Annotated in this window: 26 protein-coding genes; 11 read left to right on the top strand and 15 right to left on the bottom strand. The window is 38.5% G+C overall.

All coding sequences use genetic code 11. From position 1 onward, the window contains the following. Nucleotides 1–127: 127 nt before the first annotated feature. The 4 genes from KIH41_RS16995 to KIH41_RS16980 all read right to left on the bottom strand — a co-directional run bounded on the left by KIH41_RS16995 (nt 128) and on the right by KIH41_RS16980 (nt 1,597). Nucleotides 128–394, bottom strand: coding sequence for a hypothetical protein (locus KIH41_RS16995; RefSeq protein WP_214163178.1), 267 nt, complete (start codon nt 392–394; stop codon nt 128–130). 80 nt (nt 395–474) lie between these two features. After that, on the bottom strand, nt 475–783 hold the full coding sequence (locus KIH41_RS16990; protein ID WP_214163177.1) for a hypothetical protein: 309 nt from the start codon (nt 781–783) through the stop codon (nt 475–477). Nucleotides 784–865: 82 nt separating this feature from the next. Continuing rightward, the gene (locus tag KIH41_RS16985; protein WP_214163176.1) at nt 866–1,282 is read right to left on the bottom strand and encodes a hypothetical protein; all 417 of its coding nucleotides are present in this window, start codon (nt 1,280–1,282) and stop codon (nt 866–868) included. Further along, on the bottom strand, nt 1,283–1,597 hold the full coding sequence (locus tag KIH41_RS16980; protein ID WP_214163175.1) for a hypothetical protein: 315 nt from the start codon (nt 1,595–1,597) through the stop codon (nt 1,283–1,285). Nucleotides 1,598–2,059: 462 nt separating this feature from the next. On the opposite strand from KIH41_RS16980, the gene KIH41_RS16975 reads away from it, so the two are divergent. Further along, nucleotides 2,060–2,464 (top strand): helix-turn-helix domain-containing protein, encoded by a 405-nt coding sequence (locus tag KIH41_RS16975; RefSeq protein ID WP_214163174.1) that lies wholly within the window; start codon nt 2,060–2,062, stop codon nt 2,462–2,464. Nucleotides 2,465–2,557: 93 nt separating this feature from the next. Here KIH41_RS16975 and KIH41_RS16970 read toward each other — a convergent pair whose 3' ends face one another. Then, nucleotides 2,558–3,130: an AbiU2 domain-containing protein gene (locus KIH41_RS16970; protein ID WP_214163173.1), complete on the bottom strand. Its 573-nt coding sequence runs from the start codon at nt 3,128–3,130 to the stop codon at nt 2,558–2,560. Between the two features lie 305 nt (nt 3,131–3,435). Next, on the bottom strand, nt 3,436–3,684 hold the full coding sequence (locus KIH41_RS16965) for a hypothetical protein (RefSeq protein WP_214163172.1): 249 nt from the start codon (nt 3,682–3,684) through the stop codon (nt 3,436–3,438). Between the two features lie 197 nt (nt 3,685–3,881). Between KIH41_RS16965 and KIH41_RS16960 the strand changes: the two genes are divergently transcribed. From KIH41_RS16960 to KIH41_RS18230, 3 genes are all read left to right on the top strand, one after another. Next, nucleotides 3,882–5,042 carry a restriction endonuclease gene (locus tag KIH41_RS16960; protein WP_214163171.1) on the top strand — a complete coding sequence of 387 codons (1,161 nt, stop codon included), beginning with the start codon at nt 3,882–3,884 and terminating at the stop codon, nt 5,040–5,042. Between the two features lie 37 nt (nt 5,043–5,079). Beyond that, on the top strand, nt 5,080–5,844 hold the full coding sequence (locus KIH41_RS16955) for a hypothetical protein (protein WP_214163170.1): 765 nt from the start codon (nt 5,080–5,082) through the stop codon (nt 5,842–5,844). A gap of 181 nt (nt 5,845–6,025) precedes the next feature. Further along, nucleotides 6,026–6,154, top strand: coding sequence for a hypothetical protein (locus KIH41_RS18230; RefSeq protein WP_262897972.1), 129 nt, complete (start codon nt 6,026–6,028; stop codon nt 6,152–6,154). A gap of 133 nt (nt 6,155–6,287) precedes the next feature. Here KIH41_RS18230 and KIH41_RS16950 read toward each other — a convergent pair whose 3' ends face one another. The 4 genes from KIH41_RS16950 to KIH41_RS16935 form a co-directional block, all read right to left on the bottom strand. Then, nucleotides 6,288–7,076, bottom strand: a complete 789-nt coding sequence (locus KIH41_RS16950; RefSeq protein ID WP_214163169.1) for a DUF2290 domain-containing protein — start codon at nt 7,074–7,076, stop codon at nt 6,288–6,290. A 2-nt stretch (nt 7,077–7,078) separates the two neighbouring features. After that, the gene (locus KIH41_RS16945) at nt 7,079–9,313 is read right to left on the bottom strand and encodes a DEAD/DEAH box helicase (protein WP_214163168.1); all 2,235 of its coding nucleotides are present in this window, start codon (nt 9,311–9,313) and stop codon (nt 7,079–7,081) included. A 626-nt stretch (nt 9,314–9,939) separates the two neighbouring features. Then, nucleotides 9,940–10,317 carry an HNH endonuclease gene (locus tag KIH41_RS16940; protein ID WP_317194970.1) on the bottom strand — a complete coding sequence of 126 codons (378 nt, stop codon included), beginning with the start codon at nt 10,315–10,317 and terminating at the stop codon, nt 9,940–9,942. Between the two features lie 118 nt (nt 10,318–10,435). After that, nucleotides 10,436–10,873, bottom strand: coding sequence for a hypothetical protein (locus KIH41_RS16935; protein ID WP_214163166.1), 438 nt, complete (start codon nt 10,871–10,873; stop codon nt 10,436–10,438). A 221-nt stretch (nt 10,874–11,094) separates the two neighbouring features. On the opposite strand from KIH41_RS16935, the gene KIH41_RS16930 reads away from it, so the two are divergent. Genes KIH41_RS16930 through KIH41_RS16910 form a run of 5 tightly spaced genes read left to right on the top strand, consistent with a single transcriptional unit; the run spans nt 11,095 to nt 17,228 of the window. Then, a complete protein-coding gene (locus KIH41_RS16930; protein ID WP_262897971.1) occupies nt 11,095–11,658 on the top strand; it encodes a sigma-70 family RNA polymerase sigma factor in 564 nt (187 codons plus the stop codon). Continuing rightward, nucleotides 11,645–13,834: a DEAD/DEAH box helicase gene (locus tag KIH41_RS16925; RefSeq protein WP_214163164.1), complete on the top strand. Its 2,190-nt coding sequence runs from the start codon at nt 11,645–11,647 to the stop codon at nt 13,832–13,834. The genes KIH41_RS16930 and KIH41_RS16925 overlap by 14 nt, the downstream gene beginning before the upstream one ends. 5 nt (nt 13,835–13,839) lie before the next feature. Continuing rightward, nucleotides 13,840–15,474 carry an ATP-binding protein gene (locus KIH41_RS16920; protein ID WP_214163163.1) on the top strand — a complete coding sequence of 545 codons (1,635 nt, stop codon included), beginning with the start codon at nt 13,840–13,842 and terminating at the stop codon, nt 15,472–15,474. A 7-nt stretch (nt 15,475–15,481) separates the two neighbouring features. Further along, nucleotides 15,482–16,231, top strand: coding sequence for an HNH endonuclease (locus KIH41_RS16915; protein ID WP_214163162.1), 750 nt, complete (start codon nt 15,482–15,484; stop codon nt 16,229–16,231). A 1-nt stretch (nt 16,232) separates the two neighbouring features. Continuing rightward, on the top strand, nt 16,233–17,228 hold the full coding sequence (locus KIH41_RS16910; RefSeq protein ID WP_214163161.1) for a hypothetical protein: 996 nt from the start codon (nt 16,233–16,235) through the stop codon (nt 17,226–17,228). A 71-nt stretch (nt 17,229–17,299) separates the two neighbouring features. On the opposite strand, the gene KIH41_RS16905 is transcribed toward KIH41_RS16910, so the two are convergent. The 5 genes from KIH41_RS16905 to KIH41_RS16885 all read right to left on the bottom strand — a co-directional run bounded on the left by KIH41_RS16905 (nt 17,300) and on the right by KIH41_RS16885 (nt 21,563). After that, nucleotides 17,300–18,514: a type II restriction endonuclease gene (locus KIH41_RS16905; protein WP_214163160.1), complete on the bottom strand. Its 1,215-nt coding sequence runs from the start codon at nt 18,512–18,514 to the stop codon at nt 17,300–17,302. Continuing rightward, the gene (dcm, locus tag KIH41_RS16900; protein WP_214163159.1) at nt 18,507–19,718 is read right to left on the bottom strand and encodes a DNA (cytosine-5-)-methyltransferase; all 1,212 of its coding nucleotides are present in this window, start codon (nt 19,716–19,718) and stop codon (nt 18,507–18,509) included. The genes KIH41_RS16905 and dcm overlap by 8 nt, the downstream gene beginning before the upstream one ends. Nucleotides 19,719–20,017: 299 nt before the next feature. Then, nucleotides 20,018–20,260, bottom strand: a complete 243-nt coding sequence (locus KIH41_RS16895; protein WP_214163158.1) for a hypothetical protein — start codon at nt 20,258–20,260, stop codon at nt 20,018–20,020. 91 nt (nt 20,261–20,351) lie between these two features. Continuing rightward, nucleotides 20,352–20,759, bottom strand: a complete 408-nt coding sequence (locus tag KIH41_RS16890; protein ID WP_214163157.1) for a very short patch repair endonuclease — start codon at nt 20,757–20,759, stop codon at nt 20,352–20,354. Nucleotides 20,760–21,110: 351 nt separating this feature from the next. After that, nucleotides 21,111–21,563, bottom strand: coding sequence for a hypothetical protein (locus KIH41_RS16885; protein ID WP_214163156.1), 453 nt, complete (start codon nt 21,561–21,563; stop codon nt 21,111–21,113). Nucleotides 21,564–22,433: 870 nt separating this feature from the next. On the opposite strand from KIH41_RS16885, the gene KIH41_RS16880 reads away from it, so the two are divergent. Both KIH41_RS16880 and KIH41_RS16875 read left to right on the top strand, forming a co-directional pair. Further along, nucleotides 22,434–23,105 (top strand): GIY-YIG nuclease family protein, encoded by a 672-nt coding sequence (locus tag KIH41_RS16880; protein WP_214163155.1) that lies wholly within the window; start codon nt 22,434–22,436, stop codon nt 23,103–23,105. A gap of 95 nt (nt 23,106–23,200) precedes the next feature. Further along, the gene (locus KIH41_RS16875) at nt 23,201–24,958 is read left to right on the top strand and encodes a DUF3427 domain-containing protein (RefSeq protein WP_317194969.1); all 1,758 of its coding nucleotides are present in this window, start codon (nt 23,201–23,203) and stop codon (nt 24,956–24,958) included. The last annotated feature ends 265 nt before the right edge of the window (nt 24,959–25,223 follow it).

Raw genomic sequence — 25,223 nt, 5'->3', positions numbered from 1 at the left:
TAATCAGTCCCCGCTGGGCATTATGCCCACGGGACGATCAACCATTAATCCATAACCGGCCCAGCCAAATAAACCATAAACGGCGAAGCCCATAAACTAGACTGCGCAGCAGTCGATAACCCATAAACTACTTCGTCCCCGGCGGCTCCTTCCCCAAAGGCCTCACCTCTACACGAACGTCCAGCTGATTCTTCATCCCCTCCTCCCTCAGTATCACTCCTATCGCCTTGCACAGCAATATCGCCTCCTGCTGCTCCCGGGTATAAGGCTTCGGCTTGGGGTCAGGTACATAGGTGCAGTTGGGTTTCCCCTTACTGAGCATCCCACACTCCAGCCCCCGATCCCCCACCAGCAGCCACAGGATGCCATCAAATAGTTTCTTTATATGTTTCATAGTTATTGTGGTTTAAAGTTTACTTTTTCCCCTGCGGGGAAAGGTTAAAGTTTATAAGTTCAAGGTTCAAAGTTCAGTGTTCAGTGTTCAGTGTTCAGCCCTGGCTCCAACCGTGAACCATTAAGCGGCGAAGCCAGTAAACGGCGCAGCCAATAAACGGCGAAGCCCATAAACAGCGAAGCCACGTAAGCGGCGACGCCAAATAACCGGCGAAGCCCATAACCGGCGAAGCCAAATAAACGGCGAAGCCAATAATCGGCGAAGCCAATAATCGGCGAAGCCACGTAAGCGGCGCAGCCCATAAACCATAATCGGCGAAGCCACGTACGCGGCGCAGCCCATAAACCATAATCGGCGAAGCCACGTACGCGGCGCAGCCCATAAACCATAATCGGCGTAGCCACTTAAGCGGCGAAGCCCATAAACGGCGTAGCCAAATAAAGGGCGATGCCATATAAGCGGCGAAGCCTATTATCGGCGAAGCCACGTAAGCGGCGCAGCCCAAAAACCATAAGCGGCGAAGCCACGTAAGCGGCGAAGCCAAATAACCGGCGAAGCCATTAATCGGCGAAGCCAATAATCGGCGAAGCCACGTAAGCGGCGCAGCCCATAAACCATAATCGGCGAAGCCACGTAAGCGGCGAAGCCCATAAACGGCGAAGCCAAATAAACGGCGAAGCCATATAAGCGGCGAAGCCAATAATCGGCGAAGCCACGTAAGCGGCGAAGCCCATAACCGGCGAAGCCAAATAACCGGCGAAGCCAATAATCGGCGAAGCCACGTAAGCGGCGCAGCCCATAAACCATCATCGGCGAAGCCACGTAAGCGGCGAAGCCCATAACCGGCGAAGCCAAATAAACGGCGAAGCCAATAATCGGCGAAGCCAATTATCGGCGAAGCCACGTAAGCGGCGCAGCCCATAAACCATAATCGGCGTAGCCACGTAAGCGGCGAAGCCCATAAACGGCGAAGCCAAATAAACGGCGAAGCCATTTAAGCGGCGAAGCCAATAATCGGCGAAGCCACGTAAGCGGCGAAGCCAAATAAGCGGCGAAGCCCATAACCGGCGAAGCCAAATAAACGGCGAAGCCAGTAAACGGCGAAGCCAAGTAACCGGCGTAGCCAAGTAACCGGCGCAGCCAAAAACGCATACCCCTCCCCCGAAGAATTGATGCATTCTTTTTTTCATGTTCAGGGTTCACAGTTCAGCGTTAAGAGTTCAGAAAAACGTCCCTCTTAAACCTTAAACCATTAACCTTTAAACTGCGAAGCAACGCGTAGCTCGCTTCGCTCAGTCCGGTGACTTAATCAGATTCTTTTGTAATTGCTTATTGGTTCCTAGGATTTGATAAGGGGAAATGAGGCAGCAGCATACGGGGTATCCCCATGGTCCGTAGCGCAGATGTGATAATGAGAAATGCACAGCAACTTCCCTGGTGGAGAGAAGGTGACAAATGGAATTGTATGTGTGGCTTAGGATTCTCATAACTAACTTGTATGCAAGTTCTTAAAACTTTCAAAACCTTTACCTATTTTCTCAGTAGTTTAGCCATTGTATTTTAGTAGTTTAACACTACTTTCTGTGATTTGGAGCATTAAACTACTCAGGAGAGTATTTATTATCCCTTAAAATGCGTAAATTGTAGAAGCAAAATTCATAAGACATGAAGGATTCAGAAGACACAAACTTTACTGTTTTGGAAAACAAAAACATTGGTAGAAACTTTTCCACCTTTAGAAAGCTGCGCGACAAGAAAGCAGTGGAAGTTGCCGACTACCTCGGCATCAAGGAGGCTACTTACACCAAATATGAGCGCGGGGAAAGCAAGATCACCGTGGACCTCATCCAGCAGGTAGCTGAGTTTTTAAATGTGGATCCCCTGCAGATAATTGCTTCCCAACCAGGGCATGTTATTGAGCACTTAACAAATTCAAATGTTGCGTTTGGAGGTGGTAAGGTTAAAGCGAATTATGCAGACAAGAGTCAGACTGAAGTTATGATGAAGATGATGGAAGCCATGATGGACATGAACCAGGCGATAAAAAAGATATTGGAAGATAAAAAGTAGAATAGTAAATATGCTGTGATTAAGTTGTTTGATACCCAGTAAGTGAGTAATCAATAGGCCTCCGAGAGATCGGGGGCTTTATTTTTTTAATCTTCATTCTAGAAAGTCCTGCCTATTCTTTGTAGCAAAGGCCCTACATTCATCGGCATATTTCAATAAGTTTTGGGTTTTTGTATTTGTAGGTATGATAAAGGTATGATCAAATTGGGTTGTACATTCTTTAAATATCTCCTGAAGGTCATCAAGTAGCTCCCTGCATTCTTCAATCTCCATTATGTTAAAACTACGAAAAGAAAGGGGGCCACCGTTCTGATTCTCATCACTATGTGCCAAATTTGTATCTCTCATGTCCTTTATTTTTTCATAAATACCATTAAGCTCCAATTCAGAAATTCGTCTTTCAAGTCTATCGCCAATTTTTATAAAGTTAGGCTTGTGAAAAGCAGATATTTCCCCTATTAATCTCTTTATGCTTGCATAATTCGCACTTCCACTAATATTCTTTGCCTGCATTAACTTACAGACCTCCATGGCAAACATGTAATGGAGTGAATAATTATAAAACCTAAAAGTCTCCGAATCAACAATGGACTTGTCAAACTCCTTATCATGCAGCAAGATTGATGTTATCTCATTGAGGGATTTATAGCTTAAATGTAAAGCCATCAGACAATATTGAATATTCTTAAGGTGCATATTCATATAAATTAATTCCCAAATTATCCCTTTCCTTTTCCCACTATGTTTTTCTTAAAAGTAATCCAATTTTTCTCGCTATAAAATACCGTGATTAGGGTATTTTTATGGATGATGTTGAAGGGTTAATGCGGCCTGTGGCCTAGGTTAAGGGCTTAACGTTCCGCTCACTTCTTCATTCGACGTTCCCGCCACGCGGGCAAGCATTATTCATTATTCATCATTTCCATCACGGAAAAGCATTCCCCATTCCTCTTTATCAATTCCTAATTCCTTCACACCAACGGCACCCTAAAATTCAGTCCCTCCTCCTCCATCGTCTTCACTAGGTTCCCTACCCTAAACAGGACATCTTCTTGGAAGGCGATTTGGGCTTCTTTGATTAGTTTGAGTAGGGTTCTGGCTTTTTCGAGGCGATCGAATAGGAAGGGATCGAGATTTTGGGAAAGGATCCGGTCTTGTTTTGCGGATATCTGAACCTGTTTTTCTTCAAGTTCCAGCTTTACTAAAGCTATATCTAACATGTTTATTATTTTGACACTGTCATGTTTATAATAGAGACAATATTTTTGACTTTCGTTTTGGAATGGATTTTTGTTTTTGAGAATACACTCTCTATCGAAACTTTCACCATGAATTGGTGAAAAATACCGTGATCGGGGTATTGTTTCTTTAGCCTTATGGACTTAGGTTTGGAGTTTAACCATGACTTCCATTTTATATGCAGACAATTGAGATTACACCAACGCCAGAAGTGACCAAAGACAAGGGAGACTCCCTAGAGCTTGCTGTTGAACATATTTTTAGGGCTGCAAAATTTGTCACTGAGAGGAATGTGATGATGGCTACCTATGAAGTAGATATCAAGGCGACCGTTGGAGACAGAACCATTGTAGTGGAATGCAAGAATTATCAAAACAGCAATCTCACAGTAAGAAACCTAATCCATCAATGGTCAAGTAAGAACCAGCTGATAAGAGCCCATAAGGTAATCTTGGTATTGGCAGGTGTTTCAGTCAGCAATGCCGATTATGATCTTGCTCACTCCCTTGACATGGAAATCTGGAACCAGGATGTTATTTCAGAATTATTCACCCTTTCCCTCAGGCCTGAGGAACTCCGTGAAAAATTATTGACCAAAATAGCTCTTCAGCCACTCACAATTGCCGAGCGTTATAGGGATGAGATAATATATTTAGTAATAAAACCTATGCTATCGCATATCCATGTGGATCATGAAAAAATATACTGGCACTTCAACAAATGGCTACGGGCCCATATTCTTACCGAACTCCAAATGGAAAAAACGACAAGGGAGGAAAGGATAAAGCATATTCAACTTTTTGAAAAAAGTAAGACCAAAAAGGGGTTCTTGAACATAACCACGAAGAGAAAAGAAATCGACTATTGGAAGATAGTCTATGAGGAATTAAAGGAGAAAAACATTTTAAATCCTGAAAGGCAAGAGTCCTATTTGGTTTACATGAATGATCTGACTGAAGAGTATTCAAGACAATTTGATTTCTTCCAATCTGGGGACCACTTACTAAAAGCGGAAAAACTCATAAAATCCCGTCTTTATCAAGCAATCAATGCCGGTGAGGAATGCCACTTTCATACCTCAGAAGGTTTGATTAAAGCCTACAGTAAAAGTGAAATGTATGTCATCCATGTTCCAGACATTACTGAAAAAGAAGGCAACATTCTTAATTGGATCCTAACTTCAGAATATTTTGAACAGGTTAATGATAAGACTCAAATCAAGGAATACTTTTGGGTGACCAGTTCATTTAATGAGCTTGCGGATAAAGTATATAGGATTTTCACCGAATATTTTAATGAAGCTAATCTAGGAACATTAAAAGATGCTAATATAAAATAAGGGGCAAGCTACCGTCATTTTTAAATAAAACATACTTATGAGTTTCTCCACTGATTTCCAAAGTCTAGTAAAAAGATCTGTACATCAATCCACCGAATTATATTCCGATGAGAAAAATAAGGATATTGCCAACCCCTATTATATCGGCAAAGGAAATCCAAACGCTGACATTCTTTTGATAGGCAAGGAATTGGCTATTGACCCTGTTAAAAATCCAATAGCTTTCCGTAATGAATCCATTAATAATCCTAATCAATGGGGGAAGATAATTAAAGGTGAGTTAGAAGTGGATGAATTTGATCCAAGGTGGCCCTATAACAAAGATCTTCCTAAATCCGCCGGTGCCACATGGAACCAGTACCAAAGGTTGAACAACCTCCTATTCGAAGAAAACAAAAGCGAATCTGAATCAACTTTCTTCCAAAAATTCTTTCTGACCGAAATCAACACCACACCTTCCAAATACTCCCCGGGAAGAAAAAATATCCTGGGAGAGCTGCACCAAGACAGAATGGAGATGTTCAGGCAAGAAAAGTTCTTCCAGAATTTCCTTATTGTGATTGTGGCTGCGGGAGGATACTGGCATATTGAGGACATTCAGTCGATTTTCGGGAATGAGCTAGTTCCTGACAACCAAACCTGGCATCAAAACAAGTTCATCGTCTTTACCCATCCAGAGCAAAAAAAGCTGATCATCAGCATGAGGCAGCTAAGTACTTCGGTATCGGGAGAGTTGATGGGAAGGATTGTGGAGGAAGTTGAGAAGTTTAGATTAATTCAGCGAGAGGAGAAAAGCTTTTAAATAAGGGAATATCCCACGAGAGTAAATCATAATAACCTAATTATTATCTGTGAAATTTTTGAAATCGGTGTGAGGATAAATACTTGATCAGTGAAATCCTTTAAATCCCTGACTGCCGTCAGGCCGGCGCGAGAGGAAACCCTCACCACAAATCTTTATCTGTGAAATCCGTGCAATCTGTGTGAGGCAACTTTTCCACCGCACCACCCTTTGGGATTTCCGTGCCGACACCTTTGACGGCCGGCCGGTCAACCAGGATGAGGTTGTGGTGGGGTATATTGAGGAGGAGGTAATAAGAGGGAAAAGGTGAGCAATTTTCTTGACGCGAAACGGTCCAATCAATGAAAGGTACAGGGATTACCTGAAGATGGGGTTTTATAAGGAGCGGGAGAAATAGTGAAAATGATTCAAAACTAACCTTCATTATAATTAGTCTCCTAATATTATACTATATAAATATTACTCTCATTAAAATCATCAATTTCTGATTTAATACTTCTATGATATTTAAACATACTCACGTAATTACTCTTCCTACTAAGATTTTCATAAAAATCAGTACCCTTTAAAATATTTTTAACTATAAAGTCGAAAAAAATTATTGGAGAAATAATTTTATTAATGGGAACCCTAATTTCATTAACTGCTCCCACTTGAATTTCGCATTTATTATGAGAACTAACTCTTGAATCAAAGTCTATCCTTATATGTGATGAATTAGTGAGTTTATATTTAAAATCAAACCTCGCCATAAGCAAATTTTCAAAAGACTCATTATTACCTAAACTTTGTGATTTCAAAAAAATTTCCTTTAAATCTTTATCATTAATATTTAATTCAAATTCGTGATTGAAAATTTCCCAAATATCATAGTAATATTCAAGTAAAGTTTCATCATAAGATTCATCAAGAAAACTTTCAACTTCTGTAACATTTTCATTTAAGACTACAGGATAAGGATAATATGCCATTTTTATTTTCAAAACCTCACCGTTATTAAATTCATAAAAAAATTGAATACACCCAAGATTATCCTTTAATAAAAAACTATATTGTCTGTTTTTAACTATAAATTCATACTCTTTACTATAAATATTTTTAAAAATACCTGGCTTATAATTTGGCCAACTTAAGATATTTTCAGATATTTTTTCATAGTTAGTACTAAGAATAATATCTTTAAACACAGTTTTAATTTGATCTAATAACTCTTTTATTTTATCAATATCCATACTTACTCCTTATCTCTATTTTCTCGTAATTTATTAAGAAACTCTGGATCTTTTAAAAGCTTCTCTATTAATAATGCATTCAAATCCTCATTCTTTAAAATCTCATCGATTTGAGAATCAAATTTTTCAAGATTTTTGCTACTAGTTAAAATCGAATATCTCCTTTTAATAGAATCAATTGAAGGAAAAACAAATTCAAATTTTGGATAGTCATTTAATATTTTATTAATTTCAGTTTTTAACTTAGAATTATTTTCACCACTTGAATAAATATAACACCATCCTCTTGATCTAGTTATAGAAACAAACATTGAATTCCTTAATCTAAAAGTATTATCATCCAAAACTTTATTTCCATTAATAATTAAAACTATATTTGTTTCATTACCCTTAGCTCTAAATGGGGTAGTAAGTGTAACAAATCCAGGAACTTTAAATGAATCATTACTTTCAATAAACCCAGGAGTTATACATTTAATATTTTTATAATCTAATTTATGTCTTATTATTTCAAAATTGGATTTAGAGTTTTTTGTATCAATATCAATAACTAAAATCTCTTCAGGCTCAACATTATGTTCCTTTACAATATTTTCAATTTTACAAGCGACATTATCTAATTGAATCATTAAGTCGTGAGTTGGAATAAATTGAATTAATTTATTCTCATTATTTCTTTCTTGAAGCAAAATTTCAAGGTTGTTTTTACTATTTGCTTCAGGACGTTCTAAAATCACGTTATCACCTTCATTGAAGACCTGCTTATCGGGTGAAATTAAATTATACCCCCGTGCTTCCCAATCATTTTTATACATCATTGGAACCTTGGTGTTTGTATATAACCCTAAAGCTAATCCGTGTGCCACCATCAATGTAATTCTCGGGTTTCTATAAGAGTTCGGTAGTACAAAATCCTTTTTAATGTTGCCTTTATACATTCCTTCAAGGGTGTCATTTGGAATATTTGGAAGTCCTTTTTCATTAACACCAAACAAATCTTTAGGTTCCTTAATTTTAATATCAGTAAGAGATTGAAATTCATCATACGCCCAAATTATCCTCTTAAGACTGGAGCCACTGCTCTCCTTAGTTAAGTAAAAAATAGTTTCAAAAAATGATGCTGGAAAGTCTTGTGCTTCATCAATAAGGACCATATCATAAGATTGCTGTATTTTATCTTTATGGTTTTTAATTAAATCATTGAAAATTGCATCTAACGGATCAGGTGATTTTCTAACGTTCATAAAATTTAATGGCTGAATTCCGATTCCTTTTGCAGTGTTATAATACAAGCCAGGCTTGTTACTTCCACCCCACGCATGAAGAATATTTAGCTTATTAAAATCTGGCATTTTTCCAGTTTCATTAAAGTAATACCTTGTAATGAGTTCCTCAACCTGAGCATACATACTTTGAGTATTAAATACAAATAAAATTTGTAATTGAGGGTGAAACTTATGAGCTAAAGCAGCTTTCATACATAGAATAATTGTTTTACCAGTTCCTGCCAAACCTCTTATGCGTTGTGGTCCATTCGGAATTTGTAAAGCAATTTGCCTTTGCGTTGAATCTAGTTTAAAAGTGTTACTTAATGACTTTTTAATATAGTCATTCATAGTTTTTAATTCAGTTTCAATTTTCTTTCTATGCTTTTTCTCATAAATATTTGAACCATCTAAAATAGAATCAATTTTATCAATATATTGAGACTCTATTAAAGTCTTTCTTGTAAACACATTATCAAAATATTTTTCCCAATTATCATTACCTATATAATCATTTGATAGCTTTATATCTGCTTCATCATTTAATTTATTAATTTCCAACATACTGTTCTGGGAAAATATAAGTAATTTCTTTATCTGCAGATCAAAATTAAATTCGCCTTTCCGAAGATTGTACAGTAGCCGGTCATCTTTCAACTTATTAATCAGTTCTTTTTCAAACAAATCGATAGACAAATCCTTTGAAAAAATAAATTCATCATCGGAAAACCTCCAATATTCATTATCTTCATCAAATTCTTTTATATAATAATTTACAAAATCAAGTAATATAATACCATACTCTTTACTACGTATAATAATACTTGGTGTTTCATCTAGTTCTCGACCTAATGAAGGAGTTTTATAACCTATAATCAAGTCATATTCACTTAACTTAGAAGAAATATCACCCCATATATTAAGTAATATTTCATCCCTTTCGTTTTCGATATTTCCCGCTATAAATTCCATTTTTTATTTATTTAAAAATTTTAATTTAGATACACACAAATCCTTGACCACCTTCTTTTCCCCCAATGACAGGAAATTTGGCGCTACAATATTCTGATCAACAGTTATAGCTTATCGCTAGGACAAATTTAATTCTTACTTGAATAGACCAAATTAATAAACTCGGTGCGTATGTACTTGATTTTTTATCATAAAATTACCAAGATCAAATTTATCTTTGTAACCGGTGAGGCATTTTCGAATTAAATTCTAAGATAATAGTAAATTTGCCGTCATACAATTCATTTAGTAAAAGAGAAAAATCAGCTCCATTCCCTAAAATACTTTTTTTTCCAATCGATTATTCCAAAGAGACCAATTTCACCAAAATTTTCCTCTCGCCATCCGATATCCCAATTTTCTCCCAAAATAACAAAAAAGAAGTTGTAAATTTCCGAATTTAGAAGATTACCACTCTTTATTGGCACACTAATTAAACCCTACCAAAACTTACCCGAAAATATCACAAAAAAACACCCTGATCGGGGTGATTTCAGCAAACAGGATATTGAACCCAGAGAGTCATTATAAGACAGGAAAAGACCTGATAAACATTGTATTCAGATCCAATAAACCCTCTCCCTATGCTACTCAAGGTTCTCCTGACTGGGATAAAATTTCTTCTCCCCAGGAAGATTTATCTGCTTACCCTTGAGTTGCTCCAGGCTGTAAGGATGCCCTTCATCCTCCACCAGCTGATCGGAAACCAAGATCCTGTAATCTCCATCAATGCTGACCATGCCCCTATCGAATGCTCTATGCAAATTAGGGCATAGAGAAAGCCCGTTCGTCACCCTGTCATCCTGGGAGACACTGAAGGGAATAATGTGGCAGGCATCTACAAAGTTGAATCTATAGGTGGATGTTAGATTCATGCCGGTAAAGCTGCAGGTGTTCTGGTAGACCTTTGGTACGAGTTTCTTGAAGAGCCCGTTCCGGACATATACCTCCTCCTCTACCCCGATCTTGATTCTTTTGAGCGGGACTATGGGTTCGTTGAGGATATAATCCTCCAGTTCCAGGACATAGCCTTTTCTGCCTTTTGCCCTGCCTGCCTGGTACCGCTCCTTTGTTTCGGGGAAATTAAGTATCCAGCAAAGTCTGCCGTAGCAATTCCCTTGACACCTGATCTAGCATCAATTCGTACAGGTCATCGGCAAAACAACCGTAATCCAGCACCTCCTGCAGGGTGTTGACGCTTTTGATGTGGGCATTGATGGAGTAGCCGGGTTTGGGTACAAGCTTCCAGAACGCCTGCTTGGCTGCCTTGTCATTTTGCAAATAATAGAATGGCTGTGTAAAATCCGCTTGATGGAGTGTTTGCACCAGCAGTTCCCACATATTCTGAAAAGCCCCGACCAGATCCGCATCCACACTTACCCGATTTTCTACCATCATCCCCTTCTCCACCATCTCCAAAAAAGCCATCAGCAACACCGGCTTGTGCGGTGCCATGCCGAACTTGGTGGAGCCCCGCTTGAGGGAAGAGAAGGCTTGGAGGTATTTTCCAAGAGATATCATGGACAATAAAGTTAGGCGTGAAAAAATAGGAACCCAAAAACAATGAGATAATAAGTAATATTTAACACCCTTAATGCTATAAATACCCTAATGTAGGTATTGGTTTCTAATTCAAAGCCACTTAGGTTTATGGCTGGAAACGAACACCCATTATTTATTTATTATTTGATGGCAAATTCAAGCAAGTTTTCAGCTGTACCTATTAGAACCCTTTTTTGAATATGAGCCAAACAGATAGCCCTTTAGACTTGCTAGAAAACCATGATTGGAGTACAACCATTATTAAATTATCCGCTTATGCCGTTAGTATTTGTCGGATTATGAGAAATCAACTTCCAAAAGGACTTGAACCTGAGGACTTAGCTATGGATGCAATTGATAAAGTGTATGCTGGTGAAAGAAAATGGGACCCTCAAAAAGATCCTAACCTTTTAAATTATTTAAAAAGTGTAGTAAAAAGCTTGATCAGCAATCATTTCCGATCCGAAGAAGTAAGAATTAAAGGTGGAGAATATTCTTCAGAAACTCCTCTCCTAGGACATGATAATATAGAAGAAGAAATGTATTACCAGCAACTTGACCAGGAAATAGCTGCTGCAATGGAAGGTGACCCTGAGCTCTGCCTAGTCTACAAAGCCCTTAAAGAGGGTTATAAACCAGGGGAAATAGCTGAGGAATATGCCATGGAGGTTAAAAAAATTAGAAATGCTCAGAAGAGGCTTCATAGAGTGGTCCTTAAGATAATAAACATTCTTTCAAAAGAGATTACAAATGCCAAAAAATAAGAACCTTATCGACAAAATAGCTAACCTAGCAGAGAGTTTTGCTGATCTCGCAGCAAGTGACTTGGTTGAGGCCAGAGCAGTATTAAGTGCTGCTGGAAAAAACCCTGACACAATCCTTGATAAGGGGATGAAGAGAATTGAAAAAATTAGGTCAAGCAAAAAAAACAATTACAAAAATAATCCGATGCAAGAAGAAAATGTAAATTTGGATGCAAGAGATGACCTAAAATTTTTGACACAAGAGGCTGAATCAGCAACTATAATTATTGAACACGATAAATATGACTCAGAAATATTGTCTGCGGAAGAAGTCTTTAGTACATTTATTAAAAAGCAACCTTTTAGAAATAGCTCTTACCAAAATCTCAAAGTAAGTGATGAAGTTAAAGCTTTAAAATTTCATAAAATAACTAAAGAGCTATGTTTTATAATAAAGATGCAGGCGGAATATGCGAAAGTTGTCCCAGTAATTAAAGGCAGACAAGAAAACATCTTTTTAAATAATAATACTATCCAATTAACAATTAAATCTGGTTATTATATTCATAAGGAGGTATGCTTTTTTTTAGACAAAGAATCTCTTGTTTTTGCAGAGAGTTTCCTAAAAGATCAGGATCAGAGCGGACAAATGGCCTTAGGGAAAGCACTATCATACTTTTCAAAAAGAAACTGCTTGAGATGGATAACATTCAATCCTGATATTCTGGATATTAAAAAGATCACAGGGTCCAATGTTTACTCAAAAGAAAGCAATTTATTCATCAGAGATTTATATGGCTATCAAAAAGAAGGTCTCCAATGGCTTCAGTATTGCTGCATTAATAGAATTGGAGGTATATTAGGGGATGATATGGGACTTGGTAAGACAGCCCAAACCATTGCATTAATTGCTTGGCTCACAGAAACAGATGTCTTTAAAAACATACTTATTGTTGTACCAGGCACACTCATTGAAAACTGGAGAAGGGAATTCGCCTTCTTTACTCCGGACATAGTTCCCTATATTCACCATGGTACTCTTCGTACTGGATCTGTAAAACTACTTGAAACACAAAGAGTGGTAATTACATCCTACTCCATGATTATTAATGACCAATTCCTTTTCAATAAGATTAACTGGGGACTGGTACTTCTTGATGAAGCAAGTCATATAAAAAATCCAAACTCCGAAAGAAGAGTTTCGCTTAAAAATATTTCTGCAAATGTAAGAATCGCAATGACAGGCACACCAGTAGAAAACTCCCTTGTTGATCTTTGGTCTCTAGTAGATTATGTAAACCCTGGATATTTGGGAACAAAAGAAGCTTTCTCAGAACGGTATATCCGAAAGGACATTGAAAAAACACTTCAAGAATCTTCGCTGTCAAACTTGAGAAAGGATATTTCACATATAATGCTTAGAAGGAAAAAAGAAGATGTGCTTGATTCTCTGCCTATAAAAATTGATATACATCAGGCTTTGGAGTTGTCATTTCCTGAGGCACAACTGTATGAACAACAGAGAGAAAGTATATTATCACAGGCATCCGCTGGAGAAAAGGGCCACATTCTTAAACTTATCCAGGATTTGCGGCAATATACAACCCATCCATTACTTTCGGAGCCTAATAAACTTCATAATAGTGATATTAAGGATCTAAGTTCTTCCAGTACAAAATTCAAAAGAGCCCTCGAAATCCTTGATGAAATAAGAAGTAGCCAAGAAAAAGTGCTAATATTTACTGAATACCTCAATATGATTGATGTATTTAAAAGAACCCTTTCCAGCCATTATGGAATAGAAATTTTTAATATAGATGGTAGAATGGAAATCAATGAAAGACAACAAAGTATTGATCGCTTTACTGAATCTAAAGATTTCGGAATAATGGTTCTTAACCCTAAAACTGCAGGAATGGGATTAAATATTACTGCAGCCAACCATGTTATACATTACACTAGACAATGGAATCCGGCTTTGGAGGAGCAGGCAACAGCAAGAGCATACAGAAATAAGCAGACCAAAGGAGTAAATGTATACTATCTGTTTTATACTAATACCATTGAAGAAATTATTGATAACAGGCTTAAGGCCAAAACTACCCTATCAGGTGAGGTAATTTCCATTACCGATACTGAAACAAGTATGCAAGAATATCTTAATGCCTTATCCAAATCGCCTTTTAAAAACCCATAAATAACATGTTAAACGAAAAAAAAGAATTAAAAGAAATTAAACCTTCAGCTGCCCGGCTGATAGAAAGTTTGAGAGATACAGGTTATACCTTTACAACTGCCGTGGCAGATATCGTGGATAATTCTGTAGCTGCCGAAGCCACTTCGGTGGAAATAAGGTTGGAGCTTGAGTTTGGGGGTTCAACCATTTTAATGATTGCCGATAACGGTCATGGAATGACAGAGGAGGGACTTGAAGCTGCTATGATGTACGGTTCTCCTCTTAGGCCAAGCCCTAAGTCATTAGGTAAGTTTGGAATGGGACTTAAGACAGCATCGACTTCATTCTGCAGGAAACTTACTGTAATATCAAAAAAGAGTAGTGTTTACAGCTTAAGGCAATGGGATCTTGATGAAGTTGCAAAGCTTGATAGATGGGTGTTGTTAGAGCCTGAGCAAGTAGATTATGATGAACAGATTAGCTTTTTAGAAGAGGTGACAGGAGGAGGCAGCGGTACATTAGTTATTTGGGAAAATATTGACCGCCTTGTAAGAACCAACACTGAAGGTACTGCTAAAACCCAGATTGATAAAATTGCTGAAGAGCTTGAATATCATTTGTCAGGGGTTTTTTACAATTTTCTGGAACCCAGTAACGGGCATCCTAACCTTATAATAAAAATAAATGGAAGGCAGATTGAATCTTGGGACCCGTTTTGCAGATGGCTCAACGCCGACGGTGATGCAAGAGTGGAAATTCATAAAAATAAACCTTTTAACTTTACCAGAGAAACAAACGGAACATCCGAATCCATAGGGACATTTTTTGTGAATGTATACATACTTCCCAATCGAATAGACCTTACTGAAGAGGAACAGAAAAGAATGAGGTATGGCTTGGATAATCAGGGGTTTCATGTTTTCAGAGAAGGCAGAATGATTTCTTCTGGAGGTTGGCCAAATAGATTATTTGTTAAAGAACCCCACCTTAATCTAATTAGGGTTGAACTTTTATTTGATCATACTCTGGATGATTATTTCCAAATTGATATAAAAAAGTCAAGAATAGATCTTCCTAAGGAAATACGGGATTTACTTAAAAAGGTAATTACTCCCGCCAGAAATGAAGCAAACAAAAGATACAGGACAGGAAATAGAAATGGAAAAAAAGGATCACTTATAGACCAGCATGGAAAGTCGAGTAATGCAATAAAAAAACATCATGATACAGCTACTGCAGGTTCAATGATTAATTCATTAGATAAAGATAGTGGAGAAGCAGAAGTTAAAAACAAATTTGGAACAACCAAAGTCAAGCTTCAGTTTGATGATAATGTGGACAGATTAGTACAGCCTACAATTAATCTTCAGGATGGTGTACTTTGGATGCCAGGCTTAGCTGACGGTAATAAACATGCGGTTTTCATCAATGAATCTCATGAGTTTTATAAAAAGTTTTATTTTGCAAATAAGGATAATTCAGCTCTTGTTCTCGCAATGGATGCACTACTCTGGAGCCTAGCCGAGGCAGAATTAAGTGTTTTAAGTGATTCCGTCAGAAGGAATGTTGAGGATTTTAGGATAAGTGTATCCAGATCTCTTCGTTCACTTGCAGAAGAATTGCCTGAAGTGGATGAGATAGATAGGGATAGTGAAGAATAGTTTTATTATGGAAGAAGTTTTACTTCACATGAAGCAGAAATATCCCTCACAATGGGAAATCTCTGCTTCTGATCAGAATGAAATTTATTTGCGGGACAGTTCAGTAGAAAAAGGAAAAGGGTATTTTGTTTGTATTCAGCAGTTTTCCTCATCTTTAATTGCTACAATAAGATTTGAGGATTTTGCTTCGGAACTAAGCTGTTACGCTGAAAACCGATTAACCTGCAAGGATAGCCACTTACTAGCAATTTTGAGTAAAAATAGTGGGTTGAATTTTAAAATTTACAGACAGACAGTTGAAACTAACTTTAATCCAAAATCTACAAGGGCAGATGGCTGGTGGCTTTTAATTGAATATAAACAAGAAAAGTCTGAATCTTTTGATGAAGACTTTTGCGACTTGCTGCTGTCTGTTATTCTGTTACTTTTCCCATACAATGCTCAAGCCGAGGAAGAGGGTACTCAGGATGAGATTTTACTAAGCAAATATGAACGCAGTCGAGTAAATAGGACGCTGTGCCTATCATTTCACGGATATGACTGTAAAGCTTGTGGCGAAAATTTACGGGAGAGGTATGGGGAGGCAGCACGTAAGTTTATTCATGTTCATCACCTTAATCCAATGGCTTTAGTGGGAAAAGCTGTGCCAGATCCTGTGAGGGAGATGGTGCCGCTATGCCCGAATTGTCATGCAGTGGCTCATCGTCGCAATCCTCCCTATACTTTAAATGAATTAAAAAATATGTTGAAGAAATAAGATGACAATTTATACTCTAAATAAATACGATTTTAAAAAATACCTTCTTGCAGAACTTCCAGATACCCGTCAAGAAGAGCTTATTTTTTGGAAAAAAACAATACCTATGCCTGTAGATCTTATATACAATATATTTGATTTTAGGGGTGAACTATTTGCCAAATATATAGATCACATAGGAGCAGCATATCTTTATATGCATATGCTGAAAAGTACCGGAAAAGCCTATCGTACTGAGATGGAGACGCAGCCAACGAAATCAAACCGGGTAAAGGAAACTTCCCTGAGAAATCATTTCATTGAAGGTCTTAAGGATACCGACATTCGACGTATGATGGGAGAAATGGCCGATATTCTTATGTTGAGTGGATACAATCCAGAGCCAGAAAGATTTTTGGAAGCTATATGTCATGAGGGGAAAAAATATAAAAGATTATATCTGCCAAAGCAAATGAGGGAGATAATCACTAGATACAATCCTGAGTTATTAGAATCAATAGGACTTAGTAATTGGGATATGTACTCTAATGTTGTAGCTGATGTTCTCAAAATCTACAGGATGGGTTTTGCTGATGCATTTTCAGGAATTTTCAATAAATTGCTTGAATTTATAATCAGACATTCTGGATCCTCAACAGCACGGGGTAATTATTCAAGCGCAGCGGGTTTAAAAATTATTCAGGATGATGCTGGACATGCTCTTAATGAACCAGAGCCAATATACGGAAGGATAAGCGATGGAAGTATTTGGGAGCCACGTTATTCGAATGCTAAGTCTGCATACATTATTAATAAACACCATCCTTTTATCCATCTCTTAAAATCAAATAGTTATAATTCCGAAGAGATTATTAGAGAGTTTATAAGTTCTCTTGCAGAAATTGAGAATGAAACAATTAGAGATACTGAAAGACTAATCATTGAAAATCTTAGAAATGACCTATCTCGAAAATTAAGGATTAAAGCAGAAGAATTTATGGGATCTTTAAGTAAATAATATAAGCAATAATCAAAGACTTATAAAATCAGAAGGACAAGTAAGAAAAGCTAAAGTTTTTATAAAATCATTTAAAGCACTTGGCGACCACTTACAATTTCCAAAAACTCCTCCAACACAATTATTTCCTCTTGCTGAGCTTCTGAATATGTAAATAGAATAGGCTTTGGAATAACCAATTGAACATGTTTTATCCTCATCTCCTCAGTCTGGTTCTTACTGATGGCAGGCTCTAAGGTAATGAGGTGCTTTTTGTCAATTCGGTCTGCCTCAGGCAATACCTGTCTCCATCTGTCTTTTGCAGTTGTCTTCAACCCAAGCATTGTGAGCAGTTCAGATGAAAATCCGGCATTTAAATACTCCTCTATTCCTGGAAACAGGAAGTCAGGTTTATTATTTCGGTCGGTTTTGACTCCTCTGGAATATTTTAGGCCATGCTCATCAAAAATGACAGCCAAATGGTTTTCAAAAGCATATCCCGCCCGGGATTTTCTCCGGTTTTGTACACTGAGGGAGAATTTGATAAAATCGTCAACATCAAGACCATCCTTACCAAATCCTTCACCTAATTTTTGGGCTACCAGATACCTTTCGAATGTTTTGAACAAGATCTCCTCCCATTCCAGCCAAGCCATTAAGGTTTCATCCGGCGCTTCTAGAGGGGATACTTTCTCTCTATAAGTTCTACGTGCATACTCGGAAAAAATAGCTGTAGTAGGTAATATTGAGCCAAATAATTTCAACATCTCCTCCAAATAATCAGGCTCATCCTCCTCTACCTCGAGTCCTAGGCTGGAAATAATAAGTTTTCCAGCAAAACCCAAATCCCCTTTTTGATCTTTATATTCTTTGACTACAAACCTTTTTTCAGATTCCTCAAGACCAAACAACCATAAAAGCTGGCTTTCATGTGTAGAGCCGTTAGGACACACCACCACCAAAAGGGTATCATCTGTCGATTGTGAAATAATGACTAAGTCAGACTCTTGGGCTTTTTTAATTACCGAGTTTGCAGTGTAGTAGAATCGAAATTCTGGACTTCTGGTTTCGTCATCCTTTCGTGAATCATACCACGTCATATTAACATCTTCCACCAACTGCTCATCTTCTTCATCAGCCAGATAAAGAAATTTTGTTTGAAAAGTCGCTTTTTCTGTACCGAAAATTTCCCTAAATCCCCTTACGCCATTAAACTCATGTTGATTCGATTTCTTAGGATTAATCTCAACTTGGCGGAGCCTTTTAGCTCCCGCAGCCACAAAATATTTGGATAGCGGATTACTCATGTGCAGATTGGGAATCTAAAACCTTTACGATTTGCTTCCCCACATCCTGCATCAAAGTTGTTACTACTGAATTTCCAAATTGCTTGTACGCTTGAGTATCTGAAACCGGAATCCTAAAATTCGGTGGGAAACCTTGAAGTAAGGCACATTCTTTAGGTGTAAGCCTCCTAGGGTTCTTTCCTTCTTGTGGAATAAGGATTTCGGAACCATCCTTATAATATCTAGCACTAAGTGTTCTTGAAATTCCGTCAAAATTCACTAATCCAAACCCGAACCCATTACCTTTGGCTTTATGTTTTTGGGCATATTTCTGAAGGTAGTCCCACAGTTTTTCCGACAGAGTATATTTTGCCAAGACTTCTTCTTCGAGGATTTCCTCAATTACCATAGGAGGATTGTCCGGCATTTCGGGAAAGTTGAAGTCTTCCTTGCCATGAAAAACGTTGTTATTGAATCCGACAATTACGATACGCTCCCGATGCTGAGGAACGTAATATTTCCCATCCAAAACACGGAAATGTATGTTGTACCCAAGCTCCTTCAGAGCATGAGTAATGACTTTAAAAGTTTTGCCTTTATCATGCGAAACCAAGTTTTTCACATTTTCCAAGAGAAAAGCCTTTGGTCTTTTCTCTTTCAAAATTCTGGCTACATCAAAAAACAAAGTGCCTTGAGTTTCATCCAAGAAACCATGCTTTTTACCTAACGCGTTCTTTTTTGACACACCTGCAATGGAAAAGGGCTGACAAGGAAATCCTGCAACCAAAATTTCGTGATCAGGGATTTCCTTTTCATCGATTCTGGTAATATCCCCAAACGGCACCTCCCCGAAATTCGCTTCATAGGTTTTCTGGGCATAATGGTTCCACTCACTGGTAAAGACACATTTGCCCCCTAGGTTCTGGAATGCCAATCTAAAGCCTCCGATTCCTGCGAACAGGTCAATGAATTTAAATTTGGGATCTTTCGGGGGAGGAAATGGGACATCCCATTGGATAGGAAGGTATCCTTGGTACCAAGGTTCCTCAACTAAGCCAATGTCTTCATTGAGCTTTGCAACATACTCCTTCGCCCCTTCCTCAAAATGGTGAGCAGCCCCATTGCCTATAGTATGTAGGAAGTGGGTCAGATGAGCCAGTTCGGATTGCTCCGGCTTCTTCACATCAATGTTCAGGTTCTTCTTAAGGTCAGAGTAATTGGGCATTCTAGAGTGCTTAACGTCAATAACAAAATGGATTTCCAAAGATAGAAAAATTGGGGAAAGAGAGCTGCATTATTTTAATCGTATTGAGACACTTGGTGTCGCAAATTAAATTTATGTAGTAGACGATAAAACTCACTAGTACGACAATCACCCATTACATATTGATTACCAGCACAAAAAACTTCTAACACTATGAAAAAATAAAATCGGAATATCCTTTTCTTGTTTGGCTCCTATACTTTGTTTAGGTCACTCGAATTAGGAAAGGAAAAATAAAAATCATAATAGACTTTCTACCCTTAGAGATAAAAGCCCTGCCCTTCAGAAATCTGCCTTACCATAATCTCCCTCCCCTCTTCTAGCGACATGACATTCCCAAATTCATCCATGGAATCCTCATCATTATAAACCCCATTGGGATCATTCCAGCTGAGCCAATCAATCAGCTCTTCTCTGGAAAGTTTGTTGACCTCATCGACTAAGATATCTTTTGGTAGGTCGATATAGAATCGGTAATGTTTGGGTTGGGAGGTTTGTTCCATGATATAAGTGTGAAGTAAAAGATTTTAAAAAAGTATTGTTCTGGATTGTCAATTTTTAACATCATAAAAATAACACACAAAACACTTTAAATCAATTTATTAGGCTCTTTTCACGAATCAAAAAATCAATAATTTTTCGAACACAGATTCCAAGGTCTTTCTTCACTTCAAAATCCCAAAAACGAATTATAGTCCATCCATTAGCTAGATAAAAGGCATTGATTTCCCTATCCCGCTGCATGTTTCTTTCGATCTTGGGAATCCAGAAATCCCGATTGGATTTAATGGCTTGTTGTCTGTGTTCCCAATCGTGACCATGCCAAAAACTCCCATCCACAAAAACGACCAGTTTATATTTTATGAATGCTATATCAGGTTTGCCAGGCAGCTTCCTTTTGTTGCTCCTATACCTAACCCCTGCATCCCATAAAGCCTTTTTCAACATTTTCTCCGGCTTGGTACCACTGCCTTTGATCCGCGACATATTGTATGACCGCATTATGATCAAATAAAATGCATTTACTTTACTGAACTTAGGTAATCATATCAGTCTGAAAATCCGGTTCGATACTTATTGCCCCCCCTTAATTAGGAGTCTATAAGATTTCACAACTAAATGAAACACCATTTAATCTACAAAGATTTCCTCGTTCTCCCAAACAATCTTTGAGGTCCCGATTTAGAAAAAAATTAACGTCCAGAAGCCCGTTCACAACCTTTTTCCCTTGTCCTTAATTCCAAAGATTCTTGTTGAGCCCCACTATTTAGATCCACCATATTTCTCTTAAAAGTTTTACGGCTCCCACAAAAGAGACTATTAAGGCTATTTTAGATACTAAAATCTTATTTTTCAGAAAGGTAAAGAGTCATCCATTTCTTCCGCGGTAAACCTGTGCGAATATTTACCTAAAAAGTCAAAAAGCATTTGAGGATTACAATCATATTCTTCAATTTTTCTCATAGTTGACCAAACTCTTTTTCCTCTTAAGTCTTCTGCCCAAAGTCTAATGGCCCCCTTAAAACCTATTGGAACTGAAAATTCTGCCTCACAAAATTCTCCATTATCCATTATAAACTTTACAGAGGTAGCTTGAAATTTAAAGACATTTCCATGGTTACCTTGAACAGACAATGTTCTATGCCCTGTTCTTTTTAAATTTTTTGTGGAAATATAGGTATGTAATTTTTCAGCTTCATTCATTGCTTCTCTTTCTATTTCTGAATCAAAATTAGAATTCTCTTCAAAATTATTCCCTAATGAATACCCAAATGCTTTTTCAATATTATCATTTGAACCTGCCATATCTTTTTTTATTAAATTAATTGAATCATGGTTTTCATCAGTAAAAATACATTTTTCCTTTTACCCTCACAATACCGCAATCGCGGCATTTTATGGATATTGGATAAATGTATACTGGGTGGGTGGCGGATAAAACGGAGTTAAAACTGCAGAAAAGTATGAAAAAACTATCGAACGTCTACACATGCTAAGCAGTTATATAACCGCTTATTGTATAAGTCAACACCCATTGTCATACAATTTGAAGCCAACTTGACTTCTTCCCATCGGTTGTGATAATGCATACAAGTTATACCCTAGCGCCACATTAAGTAAGAGTACAATGTAAATTAATTCAAAATGAACCCCTTAAATGCAATAATCTCCCAATTCCATCTTCTGGAAGAGTTTAATATTTGTTCACTAAAAAGGCATACCAGATTCTTGTGTTGCTTCCCGCAAATTAGTTATCCCAAAAAAAAAGCGCATGGTTCATACTTTTACTAGGGATTACCAAGTCTTTAAGGAAGCGTATCTACTGGTTGCTTAAAATTTACAATCTGTTTTAATATATTCATGGTGTCTGATCCAAGTTGCTCAAAGTGCATTAAGGACTTCCAATTCCGCAAACGAGTGTAATAGGCTGTTTTTCTCTTAAGATTGGCAGGTAATATTTATAAACTCCACAATTTTCATTTGTTGAGGATTGGATAGTCTTGATATGAAAAGAAAGCCCAAGGGCATTTCACAGTAATTTAAAACGATAAGTGAGATTGTCACTAGTTATACTTAGCTTACTTTTTCCTGCTATTGAAAAATAAACCCTTTCAATTGATTTATATTATCAAATTAAATAAATTAAGTGAAAATAAGATAAACCAGTAAATACGTATGGATGCTTTTACTGAAAATTTCATTAAACACCACAAACTGCCCAAATTTTACTTTTTCAATGCAAAAGGTAAAACGGTGATTGAAGTAAGGAAGAAAATGAAGAAAGAGGGTGCTTATTTTGCCTACAATACTACCCCTTGCAAAAATGGAGAACACAGAATAAGGGACAGGAAAGGGCACTGCGTTGTTTGTAATACAGCATACATCACTTTTATGCTAAGATTCAATGAAAGTGGTTATATATACATCGCTGGTACAATTGATGGAAAGATGATGAAAATTGGCTCGACAAACAATGTTGCAAGAAGGGAAAAATCTTTGAATAAAAGTAAATATGCAAACTGTACAGACTGGGAAATTATTTACTATTTTTTTTGTACGAAAATAGGATTATTTGAATATAAAGCTACTTGCAAATTATCTAATCATTCTACTAAAATACAGTATAAGCATGATGGCGTTTTTCACATGGCACAAGAAATTTATTTGTGCAGTTTTAAAACAGCTTATTCAGTAATTAAATCCCTACAGGAAAATATTGAAATTAAGGAGGAAACTTTTTTTACCTATAAAGCAAAACGTTACAATTTTAGAAACCTTATTTACTACTCTAAAGGTGAAAATTCAGCCCAGTCCCTTTTACCAAGAAATAATAGCAAAAAGCAATAATAAATATCTTTTCTCCTCCAAGTTTATTTTAGTATTGGCATAATTATAAAGCTTCCGCCGACAGTTACCCGGTCCTGAACAGATTCAACCCGAAGGTGCTCTTAGGCCTTACGGCTACTCCCGAAAGGATGGACGGGGCGGATATTTTGGAAGATTTCTGCGGAAGGATCGCGGCTGAAATTAGGTTGCCCGAAGCCATGAATAAGAAACTGCTGACGCCTTTCCATTACTTTGGTATCACTGATGTGGTGGATCTATCGGCCGTCACCTGGGCCAGGGGAAAATATGTGGCGAGCGAGCTGAGTAAAATCTACACCAGCAATGACCAGAGGGTCAGTCATATTTTGCACAACCTCGACAAATACCTGCGGGACATGTCGGATGTGCGGGCACTGGGATTCTGCGTCACCCAAGAACATGCCCGCTACATGTCCGAGAAATTCACACTGGCCGGCTTGAAAGCAGATTACCTGGTAAGCTCATCAAACAACGGCAACCGGGATGCCGTAAGGGAAAGGCTGGCAAGCAAAGCCATCAACTACCTCTTCGTGGTCGACATCTTCAATGAGGGCGTGGATATTCCGGAGATTGACACCGTATTGTTTTTGCGGCCTACGGAAAGTTTGACGGTGTTTTTGCAGCAGCTGGGGAGAGGACTGAGGCTGCATGATGAAAAGGACTGCCTCACGGTGTTGGACTTTGTGGGCAACGTACGCCCGGAATATGATTTTGAGGGAAGGTTTCGCGCCATGATTGGCAAGACCCGTACCTCCATCAAGAAGGAAGTGCAGGATGATTTTCCCCATGTGCCCCTGGGCTGTTCCATCATCCTGGAACAAAAGGCCAAGGAAACCATCCTACGCAACATACAGCTGGCCACCAACCCCAACCGGAACCAGCTCATCCAGAAAATCCAGAACTTCGAGCATCAGTATGATCTCCCGCTGACACTGAAAAACTTCACCGAAGTCACCCATATTCCATTGGCCGTTATATACAAAAAAGGTTCTTGGAGAAGGCTCTGCCAGGAGGCCGGAAAGGAAGCGGCATTTGGAAAGGAAAATGAGAAGGCAATCAGCAGCTGCATCCTGCGAAAGTGGCTCTCGACCTCGGCCCCCTCCTACTTCAATTTCATACTCAAACTCGCCCGGAAAGAATTCAGGGTCCGACTGGCAGACCTCTCTCCCGTGGAGCAGCAGATGTGCCTGATGCTGCATTACGATGTATGGCAAAGTGAGGAAGGTTTTCCTTCTCTGGAGGCAAGCATACAGGCCATCGGCCGGAATCCGGTGATGGTGGCCGAAATCATTGAGGTACTTGGAATCCTGTGCGAAGGGGTTTCCTTCCTGGAAATTGAAGTCGACCTGCCCTATGTCCAGCCACTGAAGCTGCATGCCCGCTACACCCGGGACCAGATGTTGGCGGGGTTTGGTCTGAGCACCTTTGCCAGTAAGTCCTCCAACCGGGAGGGTGTGGCAGAAAACAAGGAGCTGAACACCGAGCTGCTGTTTATCGACCTGATCAAATCCGAGGAGAACTTCTCCCCCACCACGATGTATAATGATTATGCCATCCGTGAGGACCTGTTCCACTGGCAGTCGCAGAACGCCGCCCGCCCCGACACCGGCAAGGGCCTGAGCTACATCCGGCACCAGGAGGACTGTAAGCACATCCTGCTGTTTATCCGCGAGCAGAAGAAGGACGAGTTTGGCAACACCATGGGCTACGTCTTCATCGGCGAGGGCAATTTCCAAAAATCCACCGGCTCCAAGCCCATGAACATCCAGTGGGCCCTGGCGGAACCGCTGCCGCATTACCTGTGGAATGCATCGGCTAAATTGGCGCTGGGGTGATTGTAGGGGTGATGGTAGGGGGCGAAAAATTTTCGCCCCTACCATCACCCCAACCACGTTATTATCATCAATAATTCTTATTTTTATACAAGGTATTGCTAACTATTTTTCACCACATCGGCTATTTTTTTATGAACCGAAAACAGCGAAAGTCCACGAGATTAAAGGGATTTGATTATGCCAATCCCGGTTATTATTTCCTAACCGTCTGCACCTACCAGCGCGAACACCTATTTGGGCGCATTGAAGATGGGCAAATGAAATT

Source organism: Litoribacter ruber, from assembly GCF_018500185.1.
In the GTDB taxonomy this organism is placed as follows: Bacteria; Bacteroidota; Bacteroidia; order Cytophagales; family Cyclobacteriaceae; genus Litoribacter; species Litoribacter ruber.
Note: the sequence above shows the minus strand (reverse complement) of the source record. Positions and strands in the feature narration are given on the sequence as shown.